Source organism: Calidithermus terrae (assembly GCF_003574345.1).
GTDB lineage: Bacteria > Deinococcota > Deinococci > Deinococcales > Thermaceae > Calidithermus > Calidithermus chliarophilus.
The window spans coordinates 1-19,830 of the sequence record NZ_QXDL01000061.1; the positions used below are offsets into that span (position 1 = coordinate 1).

General features: G+C 65.9%; 17 protein-coding genes, 2 tRNA genes and 1 pseudogene. 6 read left to right on the forward strand and 14 right to left on the reverse strand.

Translation table 11 applies throughout. The annotated features are described in order from the left end of the window. Positions 1 to 343, forward strand: a 343-nt coding sequence (gene trpF, locus Mterra_RS08830; RefSeq protein ID WP_170159609.1) for a phosphoribosylanthranilate isomerase, incomplete at its 5' end; no start/stop codon positions are given. Positions 344 to 360: 17 nt separating this feature from the next. On the opposite strand, the gene Mterra_RS08835 is transcribed toward trpF, so the two are convergent. Then, positions 361 to 753: an SRA domain-containing endonuclease gene (locus Mterra_RS08835; RefSeq protein ID WP_119314869.1), complete on the reverse strand. Its 393-nt coding sequence runs from the start codon at positions 751 to 753 to the stop codon at positions 361 to 363. Positions 754 to 833: 80 nt separating this feature from the next. Here Mterra_RS08835 and Mterra_RS08840 point away from each other — a divergent pair. Together Mterra_RS08840 and Mterra_RS08845 are read left to right on the forward strand one after the other, a co-directional pair. Continuing rightward, positions 834 to 910, forward strand: a tRNA-Asp gene (locus tag Mterra_RS08840). A gap of 52 nt (positions 911 to 962) precedes the next feature. Next, positions 963 to 1,038: transfer RNA gene (locus Mterra_RS08845), tRNA-Phe, on the forward strand. Between the two features lie 85 nt (positions 1,039 to 1,123). Here the strand turns inward: Mterra_RS08845 and Mterra_RS08850 are convergent. The 8 genes and pseudogenes from Mterra_RS08850 to Mterra_RS08880 all read right to left on the reverse strand — a co-directional run bounded on the left by Mterra_RS08850 (position 1,124) and on the right by Mterra_RS08880 (position 11,757). Then, the gene (locus tag Mterra_RS08850) at positions 1,124 to 1,315 is read right to left on the reverse strand and encodes a hypothetical protein (RefSeq protein WP_119314870.1); all 192 of its coding nucleotides are present in this window, start codon (positions 1,313 to 1,315) and stop codon (positions 1,124 to 1,126) included. Beyond that, on the reverse strand, positions 1,303 to 3,222 hold the full coding sequence (locus Mterra_RS23420; protein WP_275054234.1) for a type I restriction endonuclease subunit R: 1,920 nt from the start codon (positions 3,220 to 3,222) through the stop codon (positions 1,303 to 1,305). Before Mterra_RS23420 ends, Mterra_RS08850 begins: the two co-directional genes overlap by 13 nt. Before the next feature lie 76 nt (positions 3,223 to 3,298). Then, positions 3,299 to 4,396, reverse strand: a pseudogene (locus tag Mterra_RS23425) (type I restriction endonuclease subunit R); the annotation flags it as partial. Between the two features lie 697 nt (positions 4,397 to 5,093). Beyond that, the gene (locus Mterra_RS08860) at positions 5,094 to 5,798 is read right to left on the reverse strand and encodes a DUF3800 domain-containing protein (RefSeq protein WP_119314871.1); all 705 of its coding nucleotides are present in this window, start codon (positions 5,796 to 5,798) and stop codon (positions 5,094 to 5,096) included. Beyond that, positions 5,795 to 7,045 (reverse strand): restriction endonuclease subunit S, encoded by a 1,251-nt coding sequence (locus Mterra_RS08865; protein WP_119314872.1) that lies wholly within the window; start codon positions 7,043 to 7,045, stop codon positions 5,795 to 5,797. Before Mterra_RS08865 ends, Mterra_RS08860 begins: the two co-directional genes overlap by 4 nt. Positions 7,046 to 7,087: 42 nt before the next feature. After that, on the reverse strand, positions 7,088 to 8,251 hold the full coding sequence (locus Mterra_RS08870; RefSeq protein WP_119314873.1) for a Fic family protein: 1,164 nt from the start codon (positions 8,249 to 8,251) through the stop codon (positions 7,088 to 7,090). Between the two features lie 250 nt (positions 8,252 to 8,501). Beyond that, on the reverse strand, positions 8,502 to 10,160 hold the full coding sequence (locus Mterra_RS08875; RefSeq protein ID WP_245971577.1) for an ATP-binding protein: 1,659 nt from the start codon (positions 10,158 to 10,160) through the stop codon (positions 8,502 to 8,504). A 22-nt stretch (positions 10,161 to 10,182) separates the two neighbouring features. Next, entirely contained in the window at positions 10,183 to 11,757 is a 1,575-nt protein-coding gene (locus tag Mterra_RS08880; RefSeq protein WP_119314875.1) for a class I SAM-dependent DNA methyltransferase, read from the reverse strand. 195 nt (positions 11,758 to 11,952) lie between these two features. Here Mterra_RS08880 and Mterra_RS08885 point away from each other — a divergent pair, with 195 nt between their 5' ends. Then, complete coding sequence (locus tag Mterra_RS08885; RefSeq protein WP_119314876.1) at positions 11,953 to 12,543, forward strand: hypothetical protein; 591 nt, start codon at positions 11,953 to 11,955, stop codon at positions 12,541 to 12,543. On the opposite strand, the gene Mterra_RS08890 is transcribed toward Mterra_RS08885, so the two are convergent. The 3 genes from Mterra_RS08890 to Mterra_RS08900 all read right to left on the reverse strand — a co-directional run bounded on the left by Mterra_RS08890 (position 12,473) and on the right by Mterra_RS08900 (position 14,998). Beyond that, entirely contained in the window at positions 12,473 to 13,498 is a 1,026-nt protein-coding gene (locus Mterra_RS08890; protein ID WP_170159610.1) for a WD40 repeat domain-containing protein, read from the reverse strand. The genes Mterra_RS08885 and Mterra_RS08890 overlap by 71 nt on opposite strands. Positions 13,499 to 13,533: 35 nt before the next feature. Continuing rightward, complete coding sequence (locus Mterra_RS08895; RefSeq protein WP_147372618.1) at positions 13,534 to 13,992, reverse strand: WD40 repeat domain-containing protein; 459 nt, start codon at positions 13,990 to 13,992, stop codon at positions 13,534 to 13,536. 328 nt (positions 13,993 to 14,320) lie between these two features. Continuing rightward, a complete protein-coding gene (locus tag Mterra_RS08900) occupies positions 14,321 to 14,998 on the reverse strand; it encodes a TetR/AcrR family transcriptional regulator (RefSeq protein WP_119314879.1) in 678 nt (225 codons plus the stop codon). Positions 14,999 to 15,205: 207 nt separating this feature from the next. Here Mterra_RS08900 and Mterra_RS08905 point away from each other — a divergent pair, with 207 nt between their 5' ends. Next, the gene (locus tag Mterra_RS08905; RefSeq protein WP_119314884.1) at positions 15,206 to 16,171 is read left to right on the forward strand and encodes an NAD(P)-dependent alcohol dehydrogenase; all 966 of its coding nucleotides are present in this window, start codon (positions 15,206 to 15,208) and stop codon (positions 16,169 to 16,171) included. 86 nt (positions 16,172 to 16,257) lie between these two features. Here the strand turns inward: Mterra_RS08905 and Mterra_RS08910 are convergent, their stop codons facing one another. Then, complete coding sequence (locus Mterra_RS08910; RefSeq protein WP_147372620.1) at positions 16,258 to 16,710, reverse strand: hypothetical protein; 453 nt, start codon at positions 16,708 to 16,710, stop codon at positions 16,258 to 16,260. A 194-nt stretch (positions 16,711 to 16,904) separates the two neighbouring features. Between Mterra_RS08910 and Mterra_RS08915 the strand changes: the two genes are divergently transcribed. Next, positions 16,905 to 17,534, forward strand: coding sequence for a MarR family transcriptional regulator (locus tag Mterra_RS08915; protein ID WP_119314881.1), 630 nt, complete (start codon positions 16,905 to 16,907; stop codon positions 17,532 to 17,534). A gap of 96 nt (positions 17,535 to 17,630) precedes the next feature. Here the strand turns inward: Mterra_RS08915 and Mterra_RS08920 are convergent. Further along, on the reverse strand, positions 17,631 to 19,830 hold a 2,200-nt coding region (locus tag Mterra_RS08920), incomplete at its 5' end, for an HD domain-containing phosphohydrolase (protein WP_119314882.1).

Sequence of the window (19,830 nt, forward strand, 5' to 3'; positions counted from 1 at the left end):
GTCCATCCCGCGCTCGCTCTATGAGGCTGCCGCCATCGACGGGGCTGGCGAGTGGCGCATGTTCTGGCGCATCACCCTGCCCCTGCTGCTCGACGGCGTGAGCCCCGGCAGCGGGCAGGGCTACCCGCCGGAGTGGCTCGAGCCCCTCCGCCACCACCCCCGCCTGATCGTGGCGGGGGGCCTGACCCCCGAGAACCTGGGCCCGGTTCTGGCCCTCAGGCCCTACGCCGTGGACGTCTCGAGCGGGGTCGAAGAGGCTGTAGGGCTCAAATCCCCCGACAAGCTGCGGGCCTTCCTGGAGGCTGTGGATAACTCCCGGTCAATTGTGGAAGCCTGTGGATAAGTCTGTGGATAACTGCCTCAACCTGTGGAAAACTTTCCACCGCTTTCCACGGGAGCCAGGGTGAACCAGTAGACGTAGCGCCCTTCGGCCGCCTCCCGGCGGTACTCCACCCCTTCGACCCGGTAGGGCCCCAGGTCCCGCCAGCGGTTGACCCCCTCGCGCAGAAAGACCCGCAGGGGCCGCCGGGTCTGGAGGGCCTCGAGCAGCACGGCATTCCCGCCGGTGGGTTGCTGGTGCCCCTCGAGGCCTTCCCCCACGTAGACGATGCGCCCGTCCGGGAGGAACACGTTGCGGTAGCCCGACTCGCCCTCATCGGCCAGAAGGCTGTTTTTCGCGATCCCGCGCAGGCTTTTGTGCCGGGCCAGCACCTCGCGCCAGGAGAGGAGGGGGCTCGAGGGGGGGTTCTTCATGGCCTTTGCTTGACAGCTTCGCCTGCCTCGACTATCATCCTATGTGCTGCCTTTGGAAAGCCCAAAGCAGCCGAAATTCTGGCCCGGTGGTGTAGTTGGTTAACATACCCGCCTGTCACGTGGGAGATCGCGGGTTCAAGTCCCGTCCGGGCCGCCAAAAACGCGTGCCGTGCGTAGCCGAAGCTCGCGCCGCGCCCGGCGCGCCGCGAGCCAAGGTAGCTCAGTCGGTAGAGCATGCGACTGAAAATCGCAGTGTCGGCGGTTCGATTCCGCCCCTTGGCACCAAGAAAAAAGCCGTACACGACGGCGAAATCCCCGGAGGCGAGGTGCCCCGGGGATTCTTCGTGCTGCGACCGTGCTGCAACGCGCTTTAGGCCACCGGGCGCTCGCCCCTAGACCCCAGCAGGCCCTCGAGGCTCAGCGCCGCGCGGCGGTGCTGGTCGGTGTAGGCGCGCTGGTAGACCTGCATGGTGAAGGCCAAGGTGCTGTGGCCCAGCCGCTCGGAGAGCACCTTGGGCTCGACCCCGGCCCGGGTGCGCCCGGAGACCGTCAGGCGGCCCACTCCTGGCTGAGGCGCTCGGCCTGCTCGAGCACTACCTGGCTGGCCCGCTCCTGCTTATCCGGGGGATAGCCGTACCTACGCAGCAGACGCTTGACCAGCCCCCGCAGGTGGGCGCGCACCTGTTCGCGCACGGCCCAGTCGATGGTGGCGTTATTGCGCACGGTGTCGGCCAGCTCGCGGGCGATCGCACGCAGGGTGTCGTCCCCCAGCACCTGCACCGCGCTGTCGTTGGTCTCGAGCGCGTCGTAGAAGGCCAGCTCCTCCTCGCTGAGGCCCAGCTTATGGCCCCGGTCGCGGGCCTCGCGCATCTCGCGGGCCAGGGCGATGAGCTCCTCGATGACCTGGGCGGTCTCGATGGCCCGGTTCTGGTACTTGACCAGGGCTAGCTGCAGCTTCTCAGAGAATCGGTGGGACTCGAGGAGGTTCTTGCGGGAGCGAAGCTTGATCTCGTCGTTCAGCAGCCGCTGGAGCAGCTCGACCGCCAGGTTCTTGTGGCGCAGCTCACGCACCTCGGCCAGGAAGCCCTCGGAGAGGATGGAGATGTCGGGCTTCTGAAGCCCGGCGGCGGCGAAGATGTCGATGACCCCGGCGGGCGCGATGGCCTGGTCCACGAGCTGGCGGATGGCCTGGTGCAGGTCCTCCCGCGCCTCGCCCGGCCCCCGGCCTCCGGTGTCCTTGGCCAGCGCGGCCCGCACGGTCTGGAAGAAGACCACCTCCTCCCGCACCGCCAGAGCCTCCTCGTGGGGCACCGCCAGGGCGTAAGCCTTGGCCAGCTCGAGGCTGCTCTTGAGGAAGCGCTCCTTGCCGCCGCGCTGGCCCAGCACGTGGTCCTGGGCCGGGGCCAAGAGGCGCACCCGGTCCACCGGCGAGCCCCCCAGAAAGTCGGAGTAGTCGAAACCGTGGAAGATCCCCCGGCAAACCGCGAGCTTCTCCTGCATCACCGCCAGGGCCTGTTCCTGGTTCACCGTGGGGGTCCCCTCGCCCCCGCTCTCGGTGTAGACGGCCAGGGCCTCGCGCAGGTTGTTAGCCAGCCCCAGGTAGTCCACCACCAGCCCGCCGGGCTTGTCCCGGAACACCCGGTTGACGCGGGCGATGGCCTGCATCAGCCCGTGACCCTTCATGGGCTTGTCGAGGTACATGGTGTGCCGGCTGGGCACGTCGAAGCCGGTGAGCCACATGTCCCGCACGATCACCATCCGGAAGGGCGAGGCCGGGTCGCGGAAGCGGGCCGCCAGCTCCTCACGCTTGGCCTTGTTGCGGATGTGGGGCTGCCACTCCAGGGGGTCACTGGCCGAGCCGGTCATGACCACCTTGACCACCCCCTCGTCGTCCTTGTCTGAGTGCCACTGGGGGCGCAGCCGCGTGATCTCGTTGTACAGGTCTGCGCAGATGCGGCGGGACATGCAGACCACCATGCCCTTGCCCTCCATGACCTCGAGACGGCGCTCGAAGTGCTCCACCAGGTCGCGGGCCACCAGGGCCAGCCGCTTGGGCGTGCCCACCAGGGCCTCGAGCTGGGCCCACTTGCCCTTGAGCTTCTCCTTGGTGGCCACCTCCTCGGCCTCGGTGACCTCCTCGAAGTCCTCGTCCAGCCGGGGCTTCTCCTCCTCCTTGAGCTCGATCTTGGCCAGGCGGCTCTCGTAGTAGATGGGCACGGTAGCCCCGTCCTCCACCGCCCGCTGCACGTCGTAGACGTCGATGTACTCGCCGAAGACCGCGCGGGTGCTCTTGTCGGCCAGCTCGATGGGGGTGCCGGTGAAGCCCACGAAGGTGGCCCCTGGCAGGGCGTCGCGCACGTTCTGGGCCAGGCCGTAGCTGATCTGGCCCTGGGCGTCCACCCTCACCTCGAAGCCGTACTGGCTGCGGTGCGCCTCGTCGGCGATCACGACCACGTTTCGCCGTTCCACCAGGGTAGCGGTCCCCCTTCTCCTCGGGCAGGAACTTCTGGATGGTGGTGAAGACGACGCCGCCCGCGGTGCGCGCTAGCAGCTCGCGCAGGCGGGCGCGGTCTTGGGCCTGCACCGGGGTCTGCCGCAGCAGCTCGGCACAGCGGGCGAAGGTGCCGAAGAGCTGGTCGTCGAGGTCGTTGCGGTCGGTGAGGACTACGATAGTGGGGTTTTGCAGGGCAGGCTCGAGCACCAGCTTCCCGGCGAAGAACACCATGGTGAGGCTCTTGCCCGAGCCCTGGGTGTGCCACACCACCCCGCCCCGGCGGTCCCCGCCCTGGCCCGCGGCCTGCAGCGTGGCCCGCACCGCCTTCTGCACCGCGTGGAACTGGTGGTAGGCGGCCAGCTTCTTCTCCACCTTCTTGCCGTCGTCCTCGTAGACGATGAAGTGGCGGATCAGCTCGAGCAGCCGCTCTTTGGCGAAGACCCCGCGCAGGAGGACCTCGAGGGGGTTGTCCTGCGGCGAAGCCAGCCGCTCGCCGTCAACGGTCTTCCAGGGCAGGAAGCGTTCCTTGGAGGTATACAGCGTTCCCAAGCGGGCCTCCAGCCCGTCTGAGACGACCTGCAGGGCGTTGTAGGTGAAGAGCTGGGGGATCTGCTCCTGGTAGGTCTGGAGCTGCTGCCAGGCCTTCCAGATGGTGGTCTGCTCGTCGGCGGGGTTCTTCAGCTCGATCACCGCCAAGGGCAGCCCGTTGACGAAGAGCACGATGTCCGGGCGGCGCTCGTGGCTGCCCACCACCGTGTACTGGTTGACCGCCAGCCAGTCGTTGGCCTCGGGGCGCTCGAAGTCCAGCAGCCGCACCCGCACGCCCCGAGCCTGGCCCCGCTCGAGGATTTCCACCTCGACCCCGTCCACCAGCATCCGGTGGAAGGCCCGGTTGGCGCTCATCAGCGCGGCACTCCCGGCCTGGGCTACCTTGCGGAAAGCCTCCTCGAGGGCCTCGCGGGGCAGGCCGGGGTTGAGCCGCTTTATGGCCTCCCGCAGCCTCCCGGCCAGCAGTACCTCGCGGTAGTCTTCGCGCTCCGCGCCCAGCTCGCCGGGGGCGATGGCCGGGCCGAAGAGCACGGTGTACCCCAGGGAGCGGAACCACTCGAGGGCGGCTTGCTCGACTGTGGTCTCTTTAAAATCTGTCATGGGTTAGACATATTGTAAACAGGAACGCCGTTTGTGGAGAGCTATACGTTATAAACGTAATTCGATGCTACATATGGTATATGGCGTTTTGGGTTGACACAACATATAGTCTTGATTATAATTCGCGCCCTTGCTATGATCTAGCTAGTCTCATCTACCATGTGTAGAAGGAGCAACGGGGCCGCCCCCTAGGGGGCGGCCCCAGCTATTGATTGAGTCTGTAGGTATGCCTGATACTCCTTCTCGCTTTTCCGAGGGTTCTTCACAAGATAGGCAGTCCATAGCAGAATGTACGATTGTCTGTCACGTAGAATTACTTGATAGCTAAAATCTGTTAGGGCGAGAACAATATTATTCTCCAGACCACGCTTGGTTTGACGATCGTTACGCCAGACCAGCACTTCATTTGAATAGCTGTTTGCGGCGTCGATCATAGCTCTGGGCCAACATATCCGCTCACACCGGCGAAGATCAGGCAGCCGCTCTTTTTCAACGCGTCCTTCGCTAGTTAGATGCCAGAATGTCGCCTCTTTACCCAAGAGCTGCGGATGACGTTTCAAGCCGAGTGTCGCACCTCGAAAAGTTAGTCCTTTAGTTTTAAAGTCTCTGCAAAAGAGACCATAAATGTGCTCTATGTAAGACTCCCAGTCACCATTAAACTTATCAAGTGGAACTAAAGGTGGTAGCCAGCTAGTACTCATCCTCGCTCCTGAGGGGTCCAGATGAAGATGTTGACCTTTCGGGCGGTAGGTAATGTGCTAGCGGTTAATTTGAGACCAGATCTTTCTCGCATACGCTGAACGAGTGCAACCTTAGCCTCATTGTCTTCCAAACCTCGATTGGCGTATGAAACAGCGCCGATTAGTAGGTCAGCTAACTGGATGTGCTCGACTTCATGCGATCGGACTGTTTGCACTCGCTGCACGATATCTCGGTTGAAATCGTAATGCTTATTTGACAAGATCTCGTGCAATTTGCGAACCTTGGCACTGCCTCGAGTATCTTTAATATCCAAGTAGATTCTATGCTTGCTGTCAGGGAGGATTAAATTGGTCAATAGCAAAAAGTACATCTTGTAATACCAGGTGTCATGACTTTGGTTATGGAACCTATGGTCGAGCTTAGTCTTGTCTGGGATAACGATAGCTCGAAAGTGGAGATCATCATCATCGAAGAAATAATCGAGCAGTCGTAAGTAGAACTCCTTCTTAGCAGGTGAAACCTTGCTCCATTTTACCTCGAACTGAGCAGGAAGTCCGTGCTGAACTTTGATTTCTCGAAGTCGCTTTGCAATCTCTCGGGTCTTCTCACTGTCACACCAAAGCGCCCCTAAAACCATCACCGGTACCTGATCATGCTCCAAGTGTCCGCTCTCATCACAGTAAATATTGATGCTTTTCATTTAACCCCCTCGACAATAACGCTTGCGGCATTTATTGACAAATCGCCCGAGAGCAGCTTGGGCAGCAGGATGTCGCGCAGCGCGGCAAGGGTGCGGGACTCGAGTTCGTTTTGGGCTATCTTTGCCAGAGTAGCAGAGGAAATCTCTGCGTATCGCTTCATCACCCTTAAGGGCGGTAAGGCAAATCTATAGCTTAGTATTCCGTCTTTGGAGAGATGCAGTACAGTTGTCCCGCTAGTGTATCCGTAAATGTGTGACTGGTAATCTTCGGCAGAGAACAGGGCATAGAGGAATGAAGTTGAGACCTGTTCATCCATTGGACGGATAATGCCAACATCAAGAGACGCAACAAGCCTTTGAAACCTTGGCTCAGCGAGCACTATTGCAGGCTTCCCGATGACTTCGGCAGCTTGAGTAACATCTGTGAACGCTATGACAAGCTCACCAGGAACGACTTCCTGTTCAGGTTTATAGATTCCAGTGAATGGCTTAAGCCCGTCCGTTCGGTATCCTCCTCCACGCTGGAATGACTTAAGTGTTACAAGGGCGGTGTCGGAATCGCTCAACTCATCGCTTTTATATGATCGCCCCTTGATGACTCGAGCTACTTCCCCGACTGACGTAATCTGCCACCCCCTTGGTATCTCCCCCAACTCCGAATCCTCGAGCCCATCCGGAAACAGAGCTGCCGTCTCTGCGTCCATTCCTTCCGGCTGGCGGCCTTCCATCTTGGCTCGCACCGGGTCGAAGTCCATGAACCACGATTTGAAGAGGGCTCGGCTCATCTCCTCGAGCGTCCGGTTCATGCGGCGGTTGAGTTCGATCTTGTCGTCCAGGATGTGGGCGATGGCTTTTTGGGTCTCGAGGGGCGGAACATGTACTGTAAGGGTGTGAAGGTGGTTCCTATTTACTCCAGGAACACTACTTTTATCGTTGAATTGAGTAAAGTCAATTGTTTTCAGAAGGTAGTAGATGTAACGGGGTAAGTTACCATGGAAGTCTTTTACCCATAGTGTCGTGTTTAACGGCCAAAAATCTTCCTCTATATAGAACACTTCGCCGATGGTGCCGTACCGACCAGTTACAACACCCGGCCCCATGACTTTGGCTTCTGCATGTGTCCCAGTCGGGCCGGAGGACGAGATGATGGGGACACTGCCCGGCTGTCGATCTTGGACAGGGAGGTCAAAACCTCTTTGGAGGGTTGCCACTTTACCGAGTGGCAGCTTCCGCCACTCACCCGCCATACCCCAGCCTCCGCGGGTTCTGTTGTTTTCGTTCGTCTCGTTTCATATCGGCTCCGCGCCCTCGTTCAAGATCGCCAGATAGCGGTCGTAGGCGAACACCCGGCCCCGGCGGGCGCCGGTGATCTCCCGTACGATGCCCAGGGTTTCCAGGGCCTTCATGCCCTTGGTGGCGGTGGGGAAGGTGAGCCCCGCGCGCTGGCAGACCTCGCCCAGCGTGAGCAAGGGGCGCTCGCGCAGGATGTCGAAGACCCGCAAAGCGCTCGCCGCCGCTCGGCCCAGCGACTGCACCCGGGCGGCGTCCTCCTTGAACAACGCCACCAGGCGCTGGGCGGTCTGCACGGCGTTGGTAGCGGTTTCTTCCACCCCCTCGAGGAAGAAATCCACCCAGGCCTCCCAGTCGCCCTCGAAGCGCACTCGGTCGAGCAGGCGGTAATACTCGGAGCGGTGGCGCTTGAAGTAGAGGCTGAGGTAGAGCAAAGGCCGCGAGAGCACCCCCCCTTCGTGCAGGATGAAGGCGATGAGGAGCCGTCCTATCCGCCCGTTGCCGTCCAGGAAGGGGTGGATGGTCTCGAACTGCACGTGCGCCAGGGCGGCTTTGATGAGGGTGGGGTAGGGGGCCTCTTCGTCGTGGATGAAGCGCTCGAGCGCGGCCATGCATCCTTCGACCCGGTGAGGCGGCGGCGGGACGAACTGGGCGTTGCCGGGACGGGTGCCGCCGATCCAGTTCTGGCTGCGGCGGAACTCACCGGGAGCCTTGCCGCTGCCCCGGCCCCGCGAGAGCAACACGCCGTGCATCCCGCGGATGAGCCGGTTGGAAAGGGGGAACCCCTCCTGCAACCGGGCCATGCCGTGCTCGAGGGCGGCGGCGTAGTTCGACACCTCCACCACGTCGTCGAAGGGCGCGCCCGGCGCGCCCTCCAGCTCGAAGAGGAGCAGGTCGGAGAGCGAGGACTGGGTGCCCTCGATCTGCGAGGAAAGCACTGCCTCCCGACGCACGTAGGCGTAGAGAAACAGGTTGGGCTCGGGGAGGAGCAGGCTGATGCTGTCCAGGCGGCCCAGGGCCAGGTGGGCGCGCTCGAGCCGCAGCGAGCGGGCCGGGGTGAACTCCAGCGGGGGCTCAGGGGGCAAGGGATCGGGGATGAAGGCCCGCACCGGCTCCCCGACAGTGTGATTGGCCTCGTAGTGTCCGGTGATCCCACGGTGCACTGACCTACACTCCTTATTCAAGGGTCGTTGAATATGCCGCGTGCTTATTAAAACATAATGCTTGTTCGTTTAACAGTTCAGCGGCTATAACCCAGCCGCCGCAAGTTCTCGCGGATTTGGGCCTTGAGCTTGGCTCCCTCCGCGAACTGCTCCTCAAAAGGGTGGGATGAGGGATGCTTACTCCATACTTCGGCTGTTTTTGTGCGCCGCTCATATTTATGAGCGGTTTTATCACAGGTTATGTGCGCGCTCATATTTTTGACCCTCGCTCATACCAGGTGCCCTTCCGTGTGCCATGCCGAGCCAAGCGACCTTCTTTAACCAGGCGGTCGAGCAGGCGTGTAGCTTGGTAAGGCCCTAGCTTGCAGAGATCCGCGGCTTCTCGCCGGGTTATGCGCCCGTGTTTTTCTACGTACTGCAGCACCATCTGCTCCTGCTGTAGCGGCTCAAAGCCTCGCTGGCGCACATAGGCGGCTTTGTCACCCAGTCGCCGGTAGGTGGCAGCGGACAAATGCCAGGCCCGGCTTTTCCCCTCCCCGCGGCCTTCCACCAGTCCGGCCTCCACTAAGCGGGAGAGGATACCCCGAGCGTCGGCCTCCGGCTTTTGGATCAGCCGCGCAGCCTCCTCGGTAGTGAGGGTGCGCTCCTGCCACAGGGCGTTCAACAGGAGCAACTCATCCAGGTTGATCACCCGTCCGGCCTGTCCTTCCTCCACGACCAGACGGACGAACTCGAGGTTGGCCTCACCGCCGGGGAGTACTACCACCACCGAGTGGGCGTCGCTGCGAGCGTAGGAGGGGGCAGGGCGACCGTTGCGCAACTGTTCATAGAAGATGGTGTCGATGCCTCGAGCGGTACGCTCCACGATCCCCGCGCGCTTGAAAGCGTCCGCCAGCAGCGGGTTTCGGGGGCGAGGGGCGGTGACCAGCAGGTTGTCGAGCCGCACGCCCTCGGGCAATCCGCCGGGGTTGCTGATCTCGATACGGTCCAGATGCCACTGGAAGTGCACACCCCCTAGGCGTTGGTAATCGCGATGCACCAGGGCATTGGCCAGGGCCTCGCGTAGGGCGCGCTCCGGGTAATCCGGGATGCCGACCCGCAACAAGCCCACCATTAGCTCGCGCTCACGGTTGCGTACGCGGATACGGGCCTCGAGTTCCTCCATCACCCGCAGAAGGGGCCAGCGGAAGAAGTCATTAACCTCGATCTCTTGCCCGCGCAACACCTGGAAAGCCACCTCGTGGATGGGCAAAAAGTGGCGCAGGGCCTCCTCCGTCCCGAAAAGCAGGAGGCCCAGCACGCGCACAGTTCCCTCGGAATCCACTGCTCCGAGAGCACGGGCTAGCTCCGTATCGGGCAACTCCAGTAGGGCCTCATCGCTGCGCCCCCGGCGCTCACGGATGCTCCGGCGCAGGCGCTCGAACTCGAGGGGGTCTAGGTCCTCCCAGCGAGCCCCCGGCACCGCAAGTACACTATAGTCCAGTAGTCCACGGTCGGCTTGCAGGGCCTGCATCTCGTGAAAGTGCATGGGCAGGCAGGCCGGACGGCTATCGCCCCCGATGGCCCGGCGCAGGTAGCGACCGTCGGCGGTCCCTACCGGTAGACGGGAGGGCGGAACTTCGATGGCCAAAACTTCCCCCTCCTCGAGCGGCACCAGGAAGGCACGCACCGTCAAGGAGGGGCGGGTGCGGCTGGCGATTAGCGAAGTCAGTCGTGCGATGTCCGTTACCCCGGCCTCGTGGCGGGGGCGCCCGCCTGTGACGCGCCCGTCGTCCTCCACCCCGACGAGCAGCCAGCCGGGCTGGTCACCTGTGCGGTTGGCCAGGCAGATCACCGCCTCGACCAATTCGCGGTCGCTCAGCGGGGTTCTTTCCTCGCCCTTGAACTCGACCTCGAGGGACTCGCCCAAGGCTATCAGGCTACGCAAATGCTCAGGCGTCATACCCCTCCCAGAACCCTAGCCTACGTAGGTTTTCCCGGATCTGAGCTTGCAACTTTTCCCCTTCCGTAAACTGCTCTTCCAGGTTCTTAGTCAGCCGGGCCATCTTCTCGCTAAAGGGCTCGCCGTCGTCCTCGGCGGCCTCGGCCCCTACGTAGCGCCCCGGCGTGAGCACGTGGCCGTGGGAGCGAACCACCTCGAGGGAAGCGCTCTTGCAGAAGCCCGGCACATCCTCATAGGGCTTATCCCCATCCCCGCGCCAGTCGTGGTAGGTGCGGGCGATGTCCTCGTCGGAGAGGTTGCGGTGGGTGCGATCCTCCATGTAGCCGAGCCTGCGGGCGTCGATGAACAGCACCTCGCCGCTGCGGTCGCGCAGGGGCCTACCTTCCTGGCCCCTGCCGTTCTTCTTGTTCTTCGCCAGGAACCACAGGCTTACCGGGATCTGGGTGCTGTAGAAGAGCTGTCCCGGCAGAGCCGCGATGCAGTCCACCAGATCGGCCTCGATAAGGTTCTTGCGGATCTCGCCCTCGCCGCTGGTGTTGGAGGAGAGCGAGCCGTTAGCCAGCACAAACCCCGCCACCCCGCCCGGGGCCAGGTGGTGGACGATGTGCTGCACCCAGGCGAAGTTGGCGTTGCCCACCGGGGGCACCCCGTAGCGCCAGCGCTGATCCTCGCGCAGCCGCTCGCCGCCCCAGTCGGAGATGTTGAAGGGCGGGTTGGCCAGGATGTAGTCGGCCCGGAGGTCGGGGTGCAGGTCGTGGTGGAAGGTGTCGGCGGGCTCGCGGCCCAGGTTGGCCTCGATGCCCCGGACGGCCAGGTTCATCTGGGCCAGCCGCCAGGTGTTGTAGTTGAGCTCCTGGCCGTACACGCTGATGTCGCCGATGCGCCCGCCGTGGGCCTCCACGAACTTCTCCGACTGCACGAACATCCCGCCCGAGCCGCAGCAGGGGTCGTAGATGCGGCCCTTGTAGGGGGCCAGCATCTCCACGATCACCCGCACCACCGACTGCGGGGTGTAGAACTCCCCGCCCTTCTTGTCCTCGGCACTGGCGAACTGGCCCAGGAAGTACTCGTAGACCCGGCCCAGCACGTCCTGGGTCCGGCTCTCGCCGAAGCCAATGCCGGAGATGAGGTCCACCAGCTCGCCCAGCCGCCGTTTATCCAGGGCCGGGCGGGCGTAGCCCTTGGGCAATACGTCGCGCAGCTTGGGGTTCTCCCGCTCGAGGCTTTCCATCGCGCCGTCGATCAGGGTACCGATGGTGGGCTGCCTGGCGTTGTCCTGCATCACCGCCCAGCGGGCGTCCGGCGGCACCCAGAAGACGCCCTCGGCGGTGTACTCGTCGCGGTCTTCGGCGGCCTCCGGCCCGAACTCGGCCAGGACCTCGCGGTAGCGCTGGTCGAAGGCGTCGGAGATGTACTTCAGGAAAATCAAGCCTAGCACCACGTGCTTGTAATCGGCGGCGTCGAGGTTACCGCCCAGCTTGTCGGCGGCGGCCCACAGCTTGGCCTCGAAGCCCAGCGTGGCCCCGTTGGTTTTGGCGGTACCGGTCTTGGCAGGTCTTGGCATGGCGTCTCCCGGCGAAACGAGAATGTCTGCAAGCCCCATCTTAAGGTCCGGCTGGCTAAGGGGCGGCCACGGGTCCGGCTTGCCTTCCGCGCCGCGACAACCGTATCCTGTTCCTCGTTTCCCCTTGCTACTCCCCAACCCTCGACTTCGGTCGGGGCACGGTGCATTTTGCCCTGGGGAGTGGCAGGAGAAACCGTGCGCGAGTTCCGCTCTCGAATCTGCTGCGAAGAACCCCTCACCCCACCCGACAATTCGCTGTTCATCCACGGCGTCTGGCGCTGGGACCGCCACCGCCTCTTAGGGGTACTGGTCCCCGAGATCTGCGTCTCGCTGCACCTCGAGGGCCGCACCCAGCCCCTGCGCCCCTACGGGTACGTGCTGCGGCTGTACCGGGGGGCTATCCGCTGCGCCTTCGACCGCGACGTGGGCAGCGTCCGGCGGGGCGGGTGGTTGACCCTTCCCGGGCCGCGCCCGGCGCTGCGGTACTACCTCGAGGACGAGCTGGCCGAGCTGCTGGCCCGGACCCGCCCCGGCGGGCACAACGAGCTATGGGTCCGGGCCGCGCGGGCCGAGATCGTCGGGGGGTACTTGCTCGAGGGCAGCCAGGCCGCGGGTGCAACTGCCTTCCGCCGGGCCTGCCTGCGGGCAGGATGGGCGGTGCGGCTGCTGCGTGGGGCGAGGGCGGGGCCGCGCCCCACACGGACGTGGAGAAGGGCTAGCGCAGCCGCCACACCAAGGCCCCCCCGTCCTCGCTGCCGCTCACCAGCCGGCTGCCGTCCGGGCTGAAGGCCACGCTGGAGACAGCGGCGGTGTGGCCGGTGAGCGTCGCCAGGGGTGTGTCGCCTTCCTCAAGGGCGAAGAGCAGGACCTGGTTGCCGTAGGCAGCAGCGAGCATCTTCCCGTCGGGGCTAACCGCGAGGTCGCCGAACCAGTCCTCGTCGCTGTCCGACACTTGCACCCGCCTGATCTGCCGCCCGGTGGCCCAGTCCCACACGCTGAAGAACTGGTGCTGCCCGACCACCAGCGTGCGGCCGTCGGGGGTGAAGGCTACTGCGTTGACAGGCCCGTCGTCGGGGTTCGCGAGCTCGAGAGTTACAGTCGGGCGACCTGCGTGAAGGTCCCAGACCATCACGTTCCCACTCCCGAGCGCCAGGTAGCGGTTATCTGCGCTGAAGCTCATCCCTTCGCCTGTGCTCATATAACCCCGAATCCGTGCTACTTGACGGCCCGTCCTGGTGTCGAGCACCTGCACTGTGGCAGCGAACTCGCCGCTGGTTACCACCAGGCTGCCGTCCTGACTCATCCAATAAAAGGTGGCGTCACCTCCAGGCATCTTGCGCTGGTCTTCTTCCCCCAAGTACCGCCCGGTGGCAAGGTCGAAACGGCGCACCCGACTCCCCTCATAGCGTGAAATGACCTGCCTCCCGTCACGGCTGAAGCTCACCTGCGCGACCTTACTGGAGTGGCCTTCGAGGCGCCGTGCGACCTTTTGCCGGGCAACGTCCCATACCGACACTTCACCTGCACGGTTGAAGTAGACCAGGACGTTGGGGTCGCTGGTGGCTCGTACCCCCGAGGGGAAATAAACATAAGGGGGATAGCTGCTGTTGGCGAGACGAAAGCTTTCCCGGAGGGTAGCCGCATCATAGGCCACGATGGCTCTCCGCTGAACCGCGTAGATTCGTTTGCTGTCCTGACCGAACACCAGCGCATCCAACTCCCCCGACTCGGTGCGGATCATTCCTGACAGGCGCTGATTGCCTATGTCCCAGACCATTATCCCCGCGAGGTGCCCAAGGCCAGGCGGGATCCGTCGGGGCTGAAGACCAGCCCCGTGTTGATGACGGTGTTTCCTTGATACATAAAGTTGCCACCGGTCGTGTAGATTACCCGGTTAGCACGATAGTCCCAGACCTCGAGCCGACTCCCATCCCGCACATAAGCCACATACCCTTTGTTGGGCGAATAGGCCAGTGCATCTACCCATCCTGGCTTGAAGGCTAGGCGTCGCCCCGACGCGGCTTCATAGACCCCGATTCCCTTAGCCTTGCCGTCCTTTGCGATGAGCAGGGTGCCGTCTGGGCTAAAGGTGAGGTCGCCGAACACGCCGCTCGGCAGGGAGTACATTTTGCGGTCTTGTGCCAGGTCGTAGACCACGACCTCGGCGGCTTGCTTGCCGTCAGTAACGCGGAAGGCTGCGCGGTCGCCACGAGAACTGAGGGCTAAACCCCACACCCGTCTCTCCACCGATAGCTTGCGGGGCGGGGCTGAAGAGGCTAGTTCCCAGCGGTAGACCCCCCGGTCCCCGGCGGTCAGGAGGAATCTGCCGTCCCGCGAGGGTTCAACGGACGTAAGGGTTCCCAGGCCAAGGGTATGCTCCAGGACGGGCTGAACCGGGCTTTGCGCGCCTGATAGGGTGGCGATAAGAAGTGTCCCAAGGAGGACTGGCCGTTTCATACGGCAAGAGTGTACCGTGCAGACGGAATGGCTACAGGGTTTTTGACCGCGCTGGCCTAAGTCCTGTGCCTAAGCAACCGGGGCGCGAGGGTGCCGCTGGCTGCGCCTACGGTTGCTCCAACTCCCGGATCCTCTCGAGGCCGTCGAGGATGAGGTCGAGGCCGAACTCGAAGTCGCCCTCACCCTCCTGCCCGAACAGGGCGAGGTGTACCTGCATGTGCTCGACGATGTAGGGGTACTTGTCCACGGAGATCCGCTCGAGGAAGTTCGCCACCAGGTTGGGCACGTCGGCCTTGCGGATGGGGAGGCTCGCCTGCCACAGGGTGAAGCCGGTGATGTGGCCCTCGAGGGCGTGGTAGGCGCGGTGGGCCGCGTAGGCCGAGAAGCCCGCCTCGCGCAGGCAGCGCAGAAGGGAATCCATGTAGCGCAGCCGCGCGGGGCCGACCCGGCTGGGCGACATCATCACGCCCAGTGCCCAGCGGTGGCGCAACAGGGCCTCGTGGGCGGAGATCGCGCTCCGGCGAAGAGCGGCCTTCCAGTCGGTGTTTTCGGGGGGAAGCTCGATCTCGCCGATGACGAGCTCGAGGATGCCGCCGAGGACGTCGTCCTTGTTGGCGACGTAGTAGTACAGCGACATCACCTTCGTCCCCAGCTCCTCCGCGAGCTTGCGCATGCTCAGCGATTCGATCCCGTCGCGGTCGGCGAGGGCGAGGGCGGCGCGCAGCACCCGGTCCCTGCTGAGGGACGTCCGCGGCCGGGGGCTGGGGTCGGCGGGACGGGTCATCAGCTATCCTCCTTGGCCTGCGCCTCCGCCACGGGCGGAGCTGAGGCCTTGACAATCGTACAGTGTACGAGTACTGTGCGGCTACAGCAGTCGTACAGTGTACGAAAAGAGGCCGGCAGGGTTGGCTGGGCGTCGGGTACGGCTGTCACCGGAGAGGGGATCATGACCGCGAACGCACCAGCTCAGCAGGACACGGCGAAGGGGAAGATGAGGGCGATCGTCCAGGAGCGTTACGGCCCGCCGGAGGCTCTCCGGCTCAGGGAGATCGATCGGCCGGCGCTGCCGGAAGACGGCGTGCTCGTGCGCGTGCACGCGTCTTCGGTGAACCGGGCAGAGTGGTACGGGGTGACGGGGACGCCGTACTTCGCGCGGGTCTTCGCGGGGCCGATCCGGCCGAAGCAGTCCATCCCCGGCGTGGACTTCGCGGGCGTGGTCGAGGCTGTCGGCAGTGCCGTGACGCGCTTCCGGCCAGGGGACGAGGTCTTCGGCGGGCGCAACGGGGCCCTGGCCGAGTACCTGACCGTCCGCAAAAACGTGGTTCACAAGCCTGCCAACGTGACGTTCGAGGAGGCGGCGTCGGTCCCTACGGCGGCCATCACCGCGCTGCAGGGGCTGCGCGACCATGGGCAGGTCCGCCCGGGCCAGAAGGTCCTCGTCAACGGGGCGGCCGGGGGGGTCGGGACCTTTGCGGTGCAGATCGCCAAGGCGCTCGGCGCGCACGTGACCGCGGTGTGCAGCACGCGGAACGTCGAGCTCGCCCGCACCCTCGGCGCGGACCGCGTGATCGACTACACCCAGGAGGACTTCACCCGCGGCGGCGAGCGCTACGACCTGCTGCTCGACGTCGCCGGGGGCCGGCCGTGGTCGGCGCTCAGGCGGGTCCTCGAGCGCAGCGCGAGGTTGGTCCTGGTCGGGGGGCCCATGGGCAACCCGGTGCTCGGGCCCGTGGGGCACCTGCTCCGGGTCCGGCTGGCTTCGCTGGGCGCGAGCCAGAAGGTGGTGTTCTTCATCGCGAAATTCACCCCGGAGGACCTGCTGGCCCTGGGGAAGATGCTCGAGGCGGGGAAGATCAAGCCCGTCATCGACCGCCGCTACACCCTGGCGGAGGTGCCCGAGGCGCTCGGGTACATCGGGACCGGCCACGCCCGCGGCAAGGTCGTGATCACGGTGTGAGGCCGCGCTCGAGCGCGGGGAGGGGGTGGTCCCGGGGCCCGTTTCCGCCCGGGGGCCACCCCCTCCCCACGTGCCGTGCCAGCGGGTTAGCGCGAGGGGATGCCCTCGAGGCCCTGCGCCCGCAGGCCGGAGTCTTCGGTGAGCACCTCCATCTGGATGTTGACCCCGGCCTTGGGCGGGGACACGGCCACGACCTTGCCGCCCTCCGTGTAGATCCCGCCGTAGTCGCCCGCCGTCAGGCTGCCGCTGCCGTCAACGTCCTTGATGGCGAGCACCACGTACTGCCCGGCGGCGAGGGAGAGGTTGTAGGCGCCGTTCGCGCCCACGACCGTAGCGCGCGTGTTGGGCGACTGGGCGTTGCACTGGTTGCCCTCGACGAAGCAGGCTATCACCCGGCTGCCCGCCGCGCTCCCGCCCGCCGGGGCGCGCACCGAGCCCTGGATCTCGCCGCCGCTTGCGCCCCCGCCCCCGCCACAAGCCGCCAGGACGCCCGCCATCGATGCCGCCGCCAATCCTTTCGCCAATGCTTTACGGTTCACGCTTCCTCCTTCCCGGCCCGCGAACCCCGGGCCGGAACGTGGGCTTTAATAGGGCCCGCGCAAGCTTCTCCCGGCCTGCGCGGCGGCGTTACCTGTATTTCCCGGAGTGGGTACAGGGACGCCGCACCCCTGCAAGGTAGCGGGCCCACCGTTCAAATACAACCTGGCCCGGTGAGCGGTTAAGCTTGCGGCGTATGAGGGCGGAGGCTCGAGAACTGCGCATCACGGACCCGGAGGCGGCCCTGTTTCTGCTCGACCGCTACCGCAGCGGCTTTATCGTGCCTTTTTTGGGGCGGGAGTGCAGCCTGGCCGAGGCGGCGCGGGCGCTGGGCCTGAGCAAGAGCCGCATGAGCTACTGGGTGCGGCGCATGCTCGAGCTCGGCCTCGTCGAGGTGGTGCGGGTGGAGAAGCGCTCGAGGTTCCACGTCCCCGTCTACCGCTCGGTGGCCGACGTCTTCACCTTCCCCATCGAGCTCGTGCCCGCGGAGTCGGACGAGGCCCTGCTGGCGATCCAGTTCGGGGACTTCTTCGAGCGCGTCAAGCGCTCGCTGGCCTACGCCGGGCGCAAGAACGCCGACGGCTGGCACGTCCGGGCCGAGCGGGACGGGGGCAACGTCTGGATCCGGATGCTGCCCGAGGCGGGTCACTCGGAGGCCGCCCGGCTGCTCAGCGACTTCGGGCGGCTTTACCTGAGCGAGGCCCACGCCGCCGAGCTGCGCCGGGAGATGCGGGCGCTGTTGGAGCGTTTCGTCGGGCGCTCCGACCGGGAGGGCGGCAAGGCCCACCTGGTCTACTTCCTGGCCGTGGAGGAGGCGCCGGGCTGAGGCGCGTGGTCGCGGCGTGCCCGGCCTCCTGCAGGGAGCGGTTAATAGCCCGGCAGGGCGGGCGTGTCCGGCCGCCGCCGGCGCGTGAGGGGTTGCCTACCGCGAGGAGTCCTCGAAGGTCGCCAGGAAGACCCGCACGATCTCGGGGTCGAACTGCCGCCCGGCCTGAACCCTGATCTCGGCCAGGGCTGCCTCCCGGCTCCAGGGCTGCTTGTAAGGGCGGGCCGAGGTGAGGGCGTCGTAGACGTCGGCCAGGGCGAAGAGGCGGGCGAGGAGGGGGATGGCCTCGCCCTTGAGGCCGTCGGGGTAGCCGGTGCCGTCCCAGCGCTCGTGGTGGTGGCGGATGACGCCCAGCGTCGGCGCGGGCAGGAAGCCGAGCTGCCGGGCCATCAGCTCGCCTAAGGTGGCGTGAGCCTTCATGCGCTCCCACTCCTCGGGCGTGAGCTTGCCCGGCTTCTGCAGGATGGCGTCGGGGATGGCGAGCTTGCCCAGGTCGTGCAGGTAGGCCCCCCAGCGCAGGTTGGCGAGCTCGGCCTCGCCCAGCCCCAGCCTTTCCCCCAGCCGCAGGGCCAGCGCGGTCACGCGGTCGGTGTGGCCGGCGGTCTCGAGGTCGCGGTACTCCAGCGCCAGCCCCAGGCTGCGCAGGGCCTCCTCGCGGGTGCGCTCGAGCTCGGCCACGAAGGCGTGGCGCTCGAGCACCCCCTCCACCTGGCGGGCCACCCCGGCCAGCAGGTCGCGCAACTCCTCGCTCAGGTGCACGGTGTGCCCGGAGGTGCCCAGCGCCAGCACCCCGTATGCCTGCCCGCGCGGGCGCAGCGGGATAGCCACCGCGCTCTTGAGCCCGCTCTTTAAGAAGACGGGCAGGGCGCCGGGGAAGGTGGCGTAGTCGGCCACGTGCACGATCTCCCCCCGCACCAAGGCCTGCTCCATCAGGCCCTTGCCCGAGCCGAAGGGGTAGGTCTTGGCCAGGCGCGGGAGCTTGGCGGAGTAGCGGCCCGCCCAGATCATGGGGGTGAGGGCGCCGTCGAGCGCGGCGAAGAGCCCGGTTTCCATGCCGGTGAGGTCGAGCAGGGTCTGGAGGGCGTGGCGGATGGCGGCTTCGGGGTCGGGGGTTCGGGACAGCTGCGCCGAGAAGCGGGCGAGCTGCTGGAAACGCCGCGCCTCGCTGCGGGCGAGCTCGAGGGCGTTGAGGCGGGCGATGGCCGCCCCGGCCGCTTCGGCGAGGGCCTCGACGAAGAAGCGGTCCTCCTGGTTGAAGTTCTCGCCGGTGGCGGCGGTGTCGAGGGAGAGCACCCCGTGCACGCGGCCGGTGTGGTCGGAGAGGGGGACGCCGAGGTAGGCCGCCGGGGCGCGCTGGTCGGCGGTGAAGCCGGCCCGCCGGTCCTGTGAGGCGTCGGGCACGTAGACGGTCTGCCCGAGCTCGAAGACCCCCCACGCCGGCCCCTGCCCCCGGGGCAGCCGCGGGCGGGGGCTCTGCGGCACGCCCTCCCCGAGCGAGACGGCGAGCTCGAGGCCGTCGTGGGCCTCGTCGTAGAGGAAGAGGTTGGCGGTGGAGGCGCCCGTCTCGCGCAGGGCGGCCTCGACGACGAGGCGGTGCACCTCGCCGGCCGACTGCGCCGGGCGCAGCAGCCGGTAGGCCCGCGAGGCGGCCTCGAGGCGCGCGGTCTGGTTGAGGTACTCCAGCTCGGACTCGGCCCGGCGGGCGTAGGCCTCGAAGAGGCGCTGCCGGTAGGGGGCCTCGCCCGCGGGCAGCGGGGCGTCGTGCAGGGCGACGAGCAGGCCCAGCACCCGGCCGCTGCGCGCGCGCAGCGGCCGGCCCAGGTAGGCCTCCGCGCCCCAGTCCTGGAGGAAGAGGTCCTCGGGGAAGCAGCGGGCCACCCCGTCGGCGTGCTCGCAGAACCCGCCCCGCAGCACGTCGGCGCAGGGGGTGCCGGCGAGGGAGTAGACGAAGGGCTCGCCGCCGTGGACCGCGAAGGCCTCGACGTGCTCGGCGTCGATGAGCCGGCCGACCAGCGCCATCCGCGCCCCGAGGCTGCGGGCCAGGGCGGCGGCCAGGCCCTGGAGGTCGCCGGGGGGCACGCTGGCGAGGGCCTCGAGCGCGAGGAGGTGCTGTTCCTCGCCGACGTCGCGGGGGGTGGCCTCGAGCAACCGGGCCAGGACGGCCGCCGCGGCCACCGCGCCCTGGGCGTCGGGGGGCGGGCCCCCGCGGAACAGCAGGCCGACCGCCCCGGCCGGGCCGTGCCGCGCGGGCAGGGGGAGCAGCAGCAGCCCGCCGTAGCCTTGCTGGGCCGTGAAG